The sequence below is a fragment of the Pontimicrobium sp. MEBiC01747 genome (assembly GCF_053601635.1).
Map to the genome: position 1 here is coordinate 15,766 of NZ_JBSHNS010000185.1, position 11,246 is coordinate 27,011.

At 32.9% G+C, this 11,246-nt stretch carries 15 protein-coding genes; 11 read left to right on the forward strand and 4 right to left on the reverse strand.

The genetic code is table 11. The annotated features are described in order from the left end of the window. Window positions 1–15 precede the first annotated feature (15 nt). The 7 genes from ACVC2P_RS05995 (at window position 16) to ACVC2P_RS06025 (ending at window position 5,005) form a co-directional block, all read left to right on the forward strand. Window positions 16–291, forward strand: coding sequence for a hypothetical protein (locus ACVC2P_RS05995; protein WP_452597569.1), 276 nt, complete (start codon window positions 16–18; stop codon window positions 289–291). Continuing rightward, complete coding sequence (locus tag ACVC2P_RS06000; protein ID WP_452597570.1) at window positions 288–1,379, forward strand: hypothetical protein; 1,092 nt, start codon at window positions 288–290, stop codon at window positions 1,377–1,379. The genes ACVC2P_RS05995 and ACVC2P_RS06000 overlap by 4 nt, the downstream gene beginning before the upstream one ends. Before the next feature lie 2 nt (window positions 1,380–1,381). Further along, a complete protein-coding gene (locus ACVC2P_RS06005; RefSeq protein ID WP_452597571.1) occupies window positions 1,382–2,098 on the forward strand; it encodes a hypothetical protein in 717 nt (238 codons plus the stop codon). A gap of 142 nt (window positions 2,099–2,240) precedes the next feature. Then, window positions 2,241–3,704 (forward strand): type IV secretory system conjugative DNA transfer family protein, encoded by a 1,464-nt coding sequence (locus ACVC2P_RS06010; protein ID WP_452597572.1) that lies wholly within the window; start codon window positions 2,241–2,243, stop codon window positions 3,702–3,704. After that, entirely contained in the window at window positions 3,691–4,128 is a 438-nt protein-coding gene (locus ACVC2P_RS06015; protein WP_452597573.1) for a hypothetical protein, read from the forward strand. The genes ACVC2P_RS06010 and ACVC2P_RS06015 overlap by 14 nt, the downstream gene beginning before the upstream one ends. After that, complete coding sequence (locus ACVC2P_RS06020; protein WP_452597574.1) at window positions 4,125–4,649, forward strand: relaxase/mobilization nuclease domain-containing protein; 525 nt, start codon at window positions 4,125–4,127, stop codon at window positions 4,647–4,649. Before ACVC2P_RS06015 ends, ACVC2P_RS06020 begins: the two co-directional genes overlap by 4 nt. 20 nt (window positions 4,650–4,669) lie before the next feature. Further along, on the forward strand, window positions 4,670–5,005 hold the full coding sequence (locus ACVC2P_RS06025; RefSeq protein WP_452597575.1) for a hypothetical protein: 336 nt from the start codon (window positions 4,670–4,672) through the stop codon (window positions 5,003–5,005). Window positions 5,006–5,230: 225 nt separating this feature from the next. Here the strand turns inward: ACVC2P_RS06025 and ACVC2P_RS06030 are convergent, their stop codons facing one another. From ACVC2P_RS06030 to ACVC2P_RS06045, 4 genes are all read right to left on the reverse strand, one after another. After that, the gene (locus tag ACVC2P_RS06030; RefSeq protein ID WP_452597576.1) at window positions 5,231–5,539 is read right to left on the reverse strand and encodes a DUF2958 domain-containing protein; all 309 of its coding nucleotides are present in this window, start codon (window positions 5,537–5,539) and stop codon (window positions 5,231–5,233) included. Between the two features lie 318 nt (window positions 5,540–5,857). Then, window positions 5,858–6,223 carry a DUF7222 domain-containing protein gene (locus tag ACVC2P_RS06035; protein ID WP_452597577.1) on the reverse strand — a complete coding sequence of 122 codons (366 nt, stop codon included), beginning with the start codon at window positions 6,221–6,223 and terminating at the stop codon, window positions 5,858–5,860. Window positions 6,224–6,492: 269 nt separating this feature from the next. Continuing rightward, window positions 6,493–7,044, reverse strand: coding sequence for a hypothetical protein (locus ACVC2P_RS06040; protein ID WP_452597578.1), 552 nt, complete (start codon window positions 7,042–7,044; stop codon window positions 6,493–6,495). A gap of 5 nt (window positions 7,045–7,049) precedes the next feature. Continuing rightward, window positions 7,050–7,367 (reverse strand): hypothetical protein, encoded by a 318-nt coding sequence (locus ACVC2P_RS06045; protein WP_452597579.1) that lies wholly within the window; start codon window positions 7,365–7,367, stop codon window positions 7,050–7,052. Between the two features lie 157 nt (window positions 7,368–7,524). Here ACVC2P_RS06045 and ACVC2P_RS06050 point away from each other — a divergent pair, with 157 nt between their 5' ends. The 4 genes from ACVC2P_RS06050 to ACVC2P_RS06065 form a co-directional block, all read left to right on the forward strand. Beyond that, entirely contained in the window at window positions 7,525–7,776 is a 252-nt protein-coding gene (locus tag ACVC2P_RS06050; protein ID WP_452597580.1) for a helix-turn-helix domain-containing protein, read from the forward strand. A gap of 159 nt (window positions 7,777–7,935) precedes the next feature. Continuing rightward, complete coding sequence (locus ACVC2P_RS06055) at window positions 7,936–8,571, forward strand: HIT family protein (RefSeq protein WP_452597581.1); 636 nt, start codon at window positions 7,936–7,938, stop codon at window positions 8,569–8,571. Between the two features lie 16 nt (window positions 8,572–8,587). Beyond that, window positions 8,588–9,151 carry a hypothetical protein gene (locus ACVC2P_RS06060; protein ID WP_452597582.1) on the forward strand — a complete coding sequence of 188 codons (564 nt, stop codon included), beginning with the start codon at window positions 8,588–8,590 and terminating at the stop codon, window positions 9,149–9,151. Window positions 9,152–9,155: 4 nt separating this feature from the next. After that, window positions 9,156–11,246: nucleoside triphosphate pyrophosphohydrolase (locus ACVC2P_RS06065; protein WP_452597583.1), on the forward strand; the 2,091-nt coding region annotated here is incomplete at its 3' end.

The following is an 11,246-nucleotide window of genomic DNA, read 5'->3' on the forward strand; positions in this document are numbered from 1 at the left end:
TAATCCTTTTCAATTATGAAAAACACATTTACCATTCCAAGGGAAATCTTAGTCATTTACTTTAAACGCTACAAGTATCACAGCATCTATTTCACTAAAACAGCAGACGCTTTCTATAACCCAAGAAACAGGCAAACACTCTTACTTCCTAAAGAAACAGAAACATTTAGCAAGGAAGAAGCTATAACCATGTTTACAGAAAGCAAAGCCACCGACTTGCCACCAGAAATTGAAGGGCAACGCCAGGTTTTATTCACACAATTATATAAATACTTAAAAATAACATTATGAAAACAAATAAATCAAACATCGTGTACACCAATAGTGATGCTGATAACTACATCACGAAACAACTTCCAATCATTACCCAAAAAGTAACCACCAATGCAGTAGACCTAGCCGTAAAAGGTTTGCCTAATAAAGAGGATAGCTTAAAGGTATATATTTTAATGATCCACGCACTCTTCCAGTCCCTACTTGAAGATGTACATAAACTACTCGGAGCAAAACGAATTATAGCAGAGAAGGAAATTATCGAAGAAAACTATGCCAAAGAAGAAGCAATGCTTTCTGAAAAAAGCGAAGCATTAGAAGAAGACTTACGTGTTCTTAAAAAACAGGAGAAAGATTATAACAACAATTTAAAACATATTATCCGCAATTGGCGTATTGCATTGTTTTTCTTGGTGTTGCTTTCGTTTTCAGAAACGATGCTAAATTTTAAAATCTTTTTACCTATTAGCAGTAACAACCTTACCGCACTACTTGGTGCATTAGGGATTGCTATGTCGTTCTTCATCATTACGCACGTTTTCAAGGATATTTTAAACTTCTTTGAAACACGCCTTATGAAATGGCTTATAGGACTTGGGATTGTTTCCTTAATTACCTCCTTGCTTTACAGCTTCGCAAAACTACGTTTGGCATACAATGCCAGTAGTGGAGCAACAGGAGGAACCGCAGTTTCTGAATGGAATTTTGTAATTCTTAACCTCACACTTTTTTTAGCGGGACTTGCACTTACGCTGATCTACAAACCATCTAAAAAACTTGTTGCAGATTACAACAAGCATAAGATTATCGCTAACCAGATTAAAGCCAAGTCTAAAGAGTACAACCAAGCGACAGCACGTTTGGCGGTGATGCTTGAAGAGAAGAACGAAAAGTTAACCGAACTCGATGGCATCCTGCTTATGGCACATCATTACGAAACTTCGATTTCGGCAGAGTACATCAAAGCCTTTGCACTATGGTGCAATCACAATTTAATCTCTCGTAAGGATAAAGTAAATCCCGATTGTTTTTCAGAAACACCAACACCATTAACCACGTATTTCGACACCGTAGAATTTCAAACCACAAACACTAAAACTATATAACAATGAGAACAATACAGATAACAGTAGCCATGATAATCTGCATCCTATTTCAAGGATGCAGTGATACCGAAGTACCAACAACACATTATCTAAGTGTTGCCATAGATCAAACGGAGAAAGACCGTTTTAAAGTACCGAGCGACCCTATTATCAAGCAACTTAAAACCACTGCTTTACACGATGGAATTACGCTATCGCTCATTCCAATTTCAGAGACACGCTATACGCAAAAGCAAAGCTTTGTACTCACGCAAGGCGAAACGGCATTGATGGCAAATGAGGATTTACGCCGAGGCAAGCGTCGAGCCTTGTTTACAAGCTTTCAGAAAGCTTTGGCGATACTTAATGCAAATGATACGGAGCGAACCCGATCGGATATTTTTAGAACGGTAGCAAAAGAACTGAACGAATTAGCACAGAAAGAAGGGAAGCGTACCCTTGTGGTGAGTTCGGACTTGCAATCACATAACGACATCTTTTCTGTGCATAACAGATTGCAATTACAGCAGTTATACACCAACCCCAAAGCCGTTAAAAAACGTTTTGAATCTGCAACGACTTTGGCAGATAACTTACAAGGAATCACCGTAATCATTGCCTATAACCCATCACTTAAAGACGAAAAACTCTTTTCGCATTTGGTGGCACTTTACCGCTCTATATTAGAACCACGGGGAGCCATAGTACATGTCGGCTTTGATAACACCACAACCCTTTAATTATGGAAGATTCACTTGTATTTCGCTTTTTCAAAGCCATATTCAAATTAATCTGGAAATTACTTTTAAACATACTCTATATACTCGGTAAACTCCTTGAAGTCATCATTATTCAAATTAATAATTTAATACAACACTATATATGAAATTATCATTTCCAACATTCGACGGTATTTTTGATAGCATCGTAAATCTCCTAGAAGATATTGTTGCCTTTTTTGATTCCAACAAACACCGCCTGAAAGGGCGGTTTTTACCAGAACGTAAGGTGCTTTCACGCAGGAATAAAGGCTTTAATATTAATGGTAAATCTATAAAGCCAAAACTCTCCATGCAGGGCGTTTTGGTTAATGGCGAGACAGGATCATACAAAACAGCAGGCGTTATTCTACGCTCTATCCTTACCGTAAATGGTAGTCAAATTATACACGATCCATCAAAAGAATTGTTTGAAAAAACAAGTGGAGCATTAGCTGAAAAAGGCTATGAGATTTTGCAGCTAGACTTTACAGCTCCCAAAACAAGCCTGCGGTTTAATCCTATGCAAAGAGCCAATACCAAATCAGAAATCACACAACTGGCAACAAATTTAGTGACCATACAAAGCGATGCTACCAATGCTTCGGATAGTTTTTGGAATAACAAGGCTATTGAAGTCTTGTATGTGTTAATCTCGATTTTAAAAACGCAGGAGCAGCAGTACCAAAATCTTACCAACGTTGCTTATCTGCTGGACTGTATGCAGTCTGCCGATAGGATACATTTAGTAGATAAACTCTTTGCACGTGATGTGCCGAATGACGAACTTTTTGTGAAATACTCGAGCATTGTTTCACAATCAGAAAACACGCTTAGTTCTATTATTAGCACCGCACAAACGGCAGTACAAATTTTTACGCTCGATGAAAATATTGCCACCATTTGTAGTACCGATACCATTGGAGATTTTAATACCATACGTATGGAAAAGACCGTTCTGTATTTACATTCAAGTACCTCAAAAATGCGATACTACGGTAAAATTACGTCCATCTTTCTGTCGCAATATTTCGATACCTTTTTTGATACTTTGCCAAAAAAAGACATGGAAAACGTCTATTTTCATTTGGATGAACTGCCTATTTTAAGCATTAATTCACTGGATATAATCTGTGCAAATATTCGTAAATATAGGGGAGCTATGATGTGCGTGTGCCAAAATGCACAGTCGCAATTACAGTCGAAATATGATAAACGTGCCGATGCGATTATAAGTAACCTTAGAACTAAGGTTTACTTATCTACTGACCTAAATACAGCTACGGCTATAGAACGTATTATCGGCAAATACGAATTTGAAGATAAGAAAGATAACGACAGATTAAAATCTCGCCCTGTTCTCATTGCCGATGAGATTATGAGTTTACCGACAAACCGAGCCTTGGTATTGGTTTCTGGGATGCGTCCAATACTTGCTCGTGTAAAACCCTATTTTAAAGTACGTAAGCTACGAGAACTCTCTGAATTACCAGCCTACGAAAATCCAGCTGATCTGCCAATATTAGAACCTGCATTACTACCACTAGAGACCATGTTTCCTAATACCGATACCAATGAAACCAACTAGTTTTACCTCCGTTCACGATTACCTAGATATGGTATTTAAAGACACAATACCAGATGAAGAGGCTATCATTAAGGCCAAGAAAATCTATTGGCGAGCCTACAATACGGATTTAAAGCGTCGTAAACGCAAAGAATTTACGACGCTTCATATCTGTTTTTCTAAAAAGGAATATAGCGATATACAAGCAAAGCTTTCAGAAAAACAAAGTCTGCCAGCATATATTAAATACCTGGTACTCGAACATTTCAAAAATAGAAATGAATCAGTTACACCTGTAAATACTTCGCTTATAGAACAACAACTGTTTTTAATAGCAGAGTACTTGCAAGAATTACTCGAACAAGACAACATCAACACAGAAAAAATAGAAGCACTCGAGCAGTATATGCACACCTTAGAACACGTAATACAGGATTCCTTATGATTATAAAGTCCAAGAGTTATAAGCATAATAAGGCTTATACAACTGTCGTTAATTATGTCCTGCGAGAAGCAGAACAAGACAACAGTTTTGTCCTCACTAAATTTATAAAAGGCAAGAATTTAAGTAATGAGGAGATTTCAAAACAGTTTCGAGCCAATGAAAAATATCGGATTAATCCACGAAAGAATAACGTAAAACTGTATATGGAAATATTGTCGTTCCATTCTGAAAATGCTAAAGACTTGACTAACGACAAACTTAAAAAGATAGCACGAAAATATATGGCTTTGCGTTCCAATCTTTCCGTAGGATTAGCTACTGCCCACCGAAAAGAAAAAGACCATGTTCATCTGCACATTTTACTAAGTGGCACAGAATACAAAACAGGGAAGTCGGTTCGTATTTCTCGTGATGATTTTAAAAACAAGGTCAAAATTCCTGCTGAAGAATTTGTGAGAAAACATTATCCTGAATTAGAAAAATCTGCGATAGAACATAATCCTTCAAAAAAAAAGTTTTAACTAAAGATGCAGAATATCAAATGCAACTGCGTGGTGTAGTTCCAAACAAGCACAAACTCATTACTCTTTTAGAACAAACGTATACTAAGGCTACTTCTCAAGCTGATTTTTATAAACGGCTCCAAGACCACAATCTCAAACTCTATTCTCGTAATGGTAAAATTACGGGCATACAATCTACACGTAAATTCCGTTTTACAACACTTGGTTATGATACAAATATCTTAAAAGAACTTGATACCAACCTATCACAAAACAAACGCTTAGACGCTTTGAAACGGATTCGTAAACATCAAGACGAACGAGGCAAGGAACAGTCCAAAGGACGTGAAAGAACAAGGAAAAGAGGTCGTTGACAAGCACTTCTTTTTTTGATTTCTTTCTAGGGATTCTAAGGTCTCCTTAGCAGGATAGCATTATGAAAAAGAGCTTGTGATTGTCATAATGCAATCCTGCTCACGATGTCGCTAAAAGGAATCAAGTATGGATTCCGACTTACGATCATCGTGACTAAATGTCCTAAAAGCCCAAGGGCGACTTAGGACATTTGCCGATAAAGGACATCAAAATAAAAAACCAACCTATGTCAGTTTTTTAATCAAGTCATTAAATCGTATTTCCTTAAAATGAATATCTCTTGTAAGGTCTAACTTATATCTTTTAGACCTATGCTCTAAATCTGTGACAGAAAAATAATAGAAACCATCTCCATGAAGGTGTCCTGTAACATAGCCATAATAAGCATCACAGTCTGTATTATGCTTAATAATATACCATGCAATATCTGCTTTAGTAGAATAAAGTTTTGTAACAATAATCGGGTTCTCAAATTCACTTTGGTTTCCAATTTCATTAAAACGACTCATTAGGGTTTTTGTAATTAATTTCATGTTTTTTTGTGTTAACTGATAACAGACCCACGTTAAACATAGAGGTTAAGGCATAGTGCAAGTAGGAATTCCGTTAGGAAGCATTGCTTGCGGTATGACTGCTCTATGTTAGTGAATAGGTTTGTTTGAGTTAAGACAAAATGAAATCTTACAAAATGAGTAATAGGCTCTTTGTTATGTCGCAAAAGCGATAGCGACTTGCGTTACATCATAAAAATGTCCTAAAAGTCCGCAGACGACTTGGGACATTTTCGCTTTAAGGACATAAAAAAATCATCTTGCTTCAGATGATTTTTAAGGACAATAAAGAAAAAAGACTTATACTTCAAGTCCTAATTCATAAGCCATTTGATTAGCCGTTTCTTGAAATGCTACCCACGCTAATTCTGACTTAATATCGTCTTTATATTGAAAATTAAATGGAATTCCATAACGATCTTCATAATCAAGAATAGCATCATGAATCCATTCATAATGAGTATCGAAAAAGGCTTGCATATCTACATAAAAAATAAAAGAATCAACCATTCCAAAAGTTCTATGGTAGCAAATAATGTTATGGAAACCTGTTTCAATTTCATCTTCATAATTAGATAGAATTTCATCTATTACTACTTTTTTAAGTGTGTTTTCTGTTTCTGTAGCAATGTCTTGTAATTTGTTTTTAAGTTCATTGTTAGTCATAGTATTATATAAGGATTAACGAATAATACGCTGACAGGAAATACCTTTGTGGGAGTCTTTTTTGACAAGGAGGAACTGCGTATGCAGGCAAATCCTTGCGAAAAAACGACACAAGGGTACTGTCCAAGTAGTTATTTGGTTCTTATATATTACGTCTGACTACAAGGTAAAAACAACAAACTATTGAGCATAAAAAAACACCTTGAAAAAAATCAAGGTGCTGAAAACGAGTAATAGGGGTATCGTTTTAGAGGCTTAGGGGAATGTACTTATTTCTTTTTCTTGATTCTCCAGCCGTCATCAAATTTAATAAGGGTAACTTCTTCTTCCCACTCTTCATGTGAACATTCAAATTCTTTATTCCTACTATATTCGTTACGAATACTGTGCAGTATGTAATAAGGCGTATGAGTATTCTTCACTTTATAACGTACAATAGCTTCTTGTTCAGATTGTGAAATGGCAATAACTTCTGAAAACGTAATACGAGTAATGGGAAAGCCTTTACCATACTGATTGATGGATTTCTGGGTTGGGTATATTGAATAATCTTTATCTGGATTCGAAGTAAAGCCTGTTTCTTGAAGCTTTATTTTTACCAATCCTTGTTTCTCTAAATCTCTGAATGCTTGTAATGCACGAGTATCTCTTACATCATGTCTTGTGTTTCTAAAAAAATAAGCATGAGTAAGTATCTTTTGAGAACGGCAATATTTAGGATATAATTCTTTAATTACAACTGACGCTTCTTCATTGCTTAGCTTGCTAGAGCAGCTAGTGGTTAATAAAATTAATACATTAAGTAAAAGTAATTTTTTCATAATTCCTATTCTTTAAAACGGATTACAACTCCAGAAACACTTGCAAAGTCTTCAGACAAATTAATGATGGCATGCCCTCCAACTTTCGCTGCTTTTTCACTCAATCGGTTATTAATTGTCTCATCTGAATTTTTACCCATGAGCGTTTTGTACCTATCAGTACTAATCTTTGCAAGCTCTATATACTCTTTTTCTGGAGTCTTTGTTGAGAAGATTTGAATGTCTGCTGGATTTGTTGGAGCAAACTTCTCGGAAGTCAAATTTACTATAGAAGAAGACTTACACGATTGATACACTGGGCTTAATGCTAGCAGAACTAGCATGAGGAACATTCTTGTTACGTTTTTCATAATTCTTGATTTTAAGTTAATTATGAAACAAACATAATAAAAAATGTTTATATATGATGTAAAATATATGTTGTAACACAAAATATCTAAAATAGAGACTTTTACCATAGACAAAAATCCTTTTTGAATTATGGCTAAAAAGAGTTCTACAAAAAAGACAGAAATTGATAATCGTATAGTTAAAGTAGCAAAGAAGCTAGAACAGATGCGAAAAGATGCAGGCTATACCTCGTATGAGAACTTTGCCATAGATAAAGGTATCTCACGTATGCAGTACTGGCGTATGGAAAAGGGAACAAACTTTACTTTTGAAAGCTTGCTGAAAATTTTAGATGCTCATGGGGTGAGTTTGGGGGAGTTTTTTGAGGGTTTTGAAAAATAATTCGCCAAAAAAATGATGAACAAATTATATTACTTGAATCACTTATAAACATAAGTATAATACTTCACAAATAATTTGGAAGAATTAATTAATTTTGTTATATTAATGTAAGTTAAAAAAACATTTAATATTAAAATATTTTAACTAGATTTATTGACTATGACTGATAAATGTAAAATTTGTTCTATTTCGGATAACAATAATAAACTTAATTCTTGGGATAAGCCTTTATTTGAGACAGAGAACTTCTATGCTGTGCCTTCGTTAGGCTCTCTAGTAGAAGGGTGGATTTTGATTTTTTCTAAAAAACATTATTTATCTTTATCACAGTTAAGTAATGAATTAATAAATGAGCTTAATGATTTTAGAAATGATGTAGAGGCTAAACTAATACAAGAGTTTGGTAAAATTACTATTTTTGAACATGGTCCATCTCATAAGAAAACTTCTCTTGGCTGTGGTGTCGATCATTTTCATCTACACTTAGTACCTTTAAAAGAAATGAATTTATTGAGTTTATCTAAGAGTTTTGACTCAAGTATTATATGGAAAAGTATTTCAGATATTAGAGATTTAAAAGAGATAGGAAAAAAGAAAGGTTACCTATTTTTAGAATTACCAAATAATGAGAAATTTTTTGCTTCAGGGTCAAGAGCAGGTAGTCAGTTCTTTAGACGGGTTATTGCGCAAGATTTAGGTATTTCTGAAAAGTTTGACTGGAAATCTGATTCGATGATTGAAAATATAGAAAAAACAATAGAGAAGCTTCAACATAATATTGTTGATTTTGTATAATTAAATTACTATAAAATTGAAAAACAATGATGATAATGATTCTCCGAAAGGATTTAATAATAAAGATTTAACAGATGAACGAAACCTTTTAGATTGGAAATCAAAATATCCAAAAAAGGCTACTTATTGGATTCTCTTTGAGTTTATATATTTGTTTTGCTTTGTCTTTTTTGCACCTTTATTAGCTGCTGCTTGCTATTTAAAAGTTTTTCCAAACTTTCTTTCAGTTGAAATTATTTTACTTAATGGTTTAGAACCTTATTTACTTGCCTGTTTAGGCGGAGCCTTTGGTGGAGCTCTTTATGGATTGAAGTGGACATACCATTGCGTAGCTAAAGGATTATGGCATTCAGACAGACGAGCATGGAGAATGTTTATTCCTATTGTAGGAACATCCTTTGCTTTAGTCTTTTCAATACTTATACTTTCAAATTTTCTGAAAATTTTTGATAAAAGTTTATTACAAAACCGAGGAATTGCCTTTGTGATAGGTTTTTTTTCTGGATATTTTTCAGATAAAGCAGCTGCTAAATTAGTGGAAGTATCTAATTCTATTTTTGGAATAACTTCAAAAGATTAATAAGATGGCTTTTAAAATGATTTTCAACCCATATCTTAATAATGAGCAAATAGATTTGAGTTTATTCAAAAATAGCTTTGGACTTAAATCTCTTGGATTATTAAAAATTTTAGAATATACTCCGAAATTTTTACTTCTATCCAATGAATTGTTTAAATTAAGTAAAGGTGATAATAATATTTTTAAAAAAAACTTAAAAAATGTAGTACAAGAAATAATTTCAGTCTTTGGGTCTGAAGAAGAAATTATTATTAGGTCTAGTGGAATTGATGAGAATATTAATCAAAGAGGAATGTTCTCTAGTAAAATTATTTTAGCGGGTTTAAATGAAATCAATTTAAATAAAACAATAAATAGTCTTTATTTTGACTTTGAAAATAATAAACTTTCTGAAGAGTCAACTATTTGTTTGATTGTTCAGATATATATAAAACCTATAGCAAAAGGTCATTTATCAAATGAAAGAAGAGTTTCGAGAAATAATAACACGTGGGTTTATGAAATAGAGGAGTCTAATTTAAATCATCTAAAAAATATTGATAGAATAAGATCTAAAAAAACTAAATCTACCCAGAAAATAAATATGTTTCTTCAAAGTTCAAAAGAAATAGAAATTGTTTTAAGGAATTTTTCAGGGATTTTTATAGAAGATGATAAAAGATTTCATATTGAATGGGTTTATGGTAAATCTAAAATGTACATTGTACAGATTGATACTGAAAATAAATTTGAAGGGATAACGCCTGGTAGCAGATGGAAATATAATAGGATTAATACTTCAAATGAATATTATAAAATACTTAAATCAGTTTCTGAATTTGGGAGTAATTGGAAGAAGTTAAAAAGTGTAGAGACTTTTAAGAAGTGTAATCTTCCCCATGGAAATATTTTTATTCTTCAAGATGAAAATATTTTTAATCAAATAACAAATGATGTTTTCGTAACTGATTTAGAAGAAGATTTAAAAAAGTTACTACAAAATCCAATTGTTATAAGAACAGATTGTAATGAAATGGAAAATACTTTTCTTTTACCGAGAACAACAACTATTTCTTTAATTAAAGAATGTAAGTTTTTTTTGAGTAACACCTTAAAAAAATTTAAAAAAGAGGGGGTAGCTTTTCATAATATTTGTTTCTTAATGCATCACTATATATCTTCTAAGGCTTGTGCATTAACTTTAGCAAAACCAGATATCCCTAGAGTTAGAGTTGATTCTACTTGGGGTCTTCCTGATGGATTACATTGTTTTCCTTATGATACATTTGAAGTAAATGTATTTACTGAAGAGGTAAAAAAAACACTAAATTCTAAACATGAATATTTAGACTGTAATTTAGAAGGTGATTGGATTGCAGTAAAAAGTGGTTGGGATTGGGACTGGAAGCCTTCTTTAACAGAAAATCAACTTGATAAAATTGCAAATTTTTCTTATGAAGTTGCAAAAGAACTTAATAAACCTGTAGGGATTATGTTTTTTGTAGGTGTTGATGAGTTAACATTATATCCAGAAGTATTACCATGGTATTATACTTTAGAAGTTCCCGATTCTACATTCGAGGCTTCTGAAATTATTTTCCCTAAAAAAACATTTATAATTTCTGAACCTAAAGAGCTAAATCAATTAAAGCAAAGTGCACTTTCAAAAGATACAGTTGTTAAGCTTAAATTAAATCCTAAGCATATTAGAAATCATAAATTTATTACTGAAATTGGACAATATTTATCAAAAAAAGACATTCCCTTAATTCTTGAAGGGAGTATTCTTTCTCATGTATTTTATATTTTAAAAAGATTAAATGTTAATTTGAAGTGTACTGATCCTTTTAAAATTGATTATCCAAAACAATCATTTAATAAATTAGTTAGAGATTTAATTCCTACAAAAATTTCTTCGCATGGAGAACTACCCATAATTCAATCTTTATCTAAAGATTTATTAGTCGATAAGTTAAAAGGAAAAGCTATTGAAGAAGCTTACGAGTTATTTAGAGAGAAAGATAAAGATAATATTCTTGAGGAAATGGCCGATTTATATGAGATATTAATTTCTTTAAGTACATTATTAGGGGAAAGTTTTGAAAAGGTTATAAAT

Coding starts and splice junctions, on each gene's coding strand:
- ACVC2P_RS06005 (WP_452597571.1), top strand. CDS start 1,382: ATGAGAACAATACAGATAACAGTAGCCATGATAATCTGCATCCTATTT.
- ACVC2P_RS06055 (WP_452597581.1), top strand. CDS start 7,936: ATGACTGATAAATGTAAAATTTGTTCTATTTCGGATAACAATAATAAA.
- ACVC2P_RS06030 (WP_452597576.1), bottom strand. CDS start 5,539: ATGAAATTAATTACAAAAACCCTAATGAGTCGTTTTAATGAAATTGGA.
- ACVC2P_RS06020 (WP_452597574.1), top strand. CDS start 4,125: ATGATTATAAAGTCCAAGAGTTATAAGCATAATAAGGCTTATACAACT.
- ACVC2P_RS05995 (WP_452597569.1), top strand. CDS start 16: ATGAAAAACACATTTACCATTCCAAGGGAAATCTTAGTCATTTACTTT.
- ACVC2P_RS06015 (WP_452597573.1), top strand. CDS start 3,691: ATGAAACCAACTAGTTTTACCTCCGTTCACGATTACCTAGATATGGTA.
- ACVC2P_RS06000 (WP_452597570.1), top strand. CDS start 288: ATGAAAACAAATAAATCAAACATCGTGTACACCAATAGTGATGCTGAT.
- ACVC2P_RS06025 (WP_452597575.1), top strand. CDS start 4,670: ATGCAACTGCGTGGTGTAGTTCCAAACAAGCACAAACTCATTACTCTT.
- ACVC2P_RS06040 (WP_452597578.1), bottom strand. CDS start 7,044: ATGAAAAAATTACTTTTACTTAATGTATTAATTTTATTAACCACTAGC.
- ACVC2P_RS06050 (WP_452597580.1), top strand. CDS start 7,525: ATGGCTAAAAAGAGTTCTACAAAAAAGACAGAAATTGATAATCGTATA.
- ACVC2P_RS06010 (WP_452597572.1), top strand. CDS start 2,241: ATGAAATTATCATTTCCAACATTCGACGGTATTTTTGATAGCATCGTA.
- ACVC2P_RS06035 (WP_452597577.1), bottom strand. CDS start 6,223: ATGACTAACAATGAACTTAAAAACAAATTACAAGACATTGCTACAGAA.
- ACVC2P_RS06045 (WP_452597579.1), bottom strand. CDS start 7,367: ATGCTAGTTCTGCTAGCATTAAGCCCAGTGTATCAATCGTGTAAGTCT.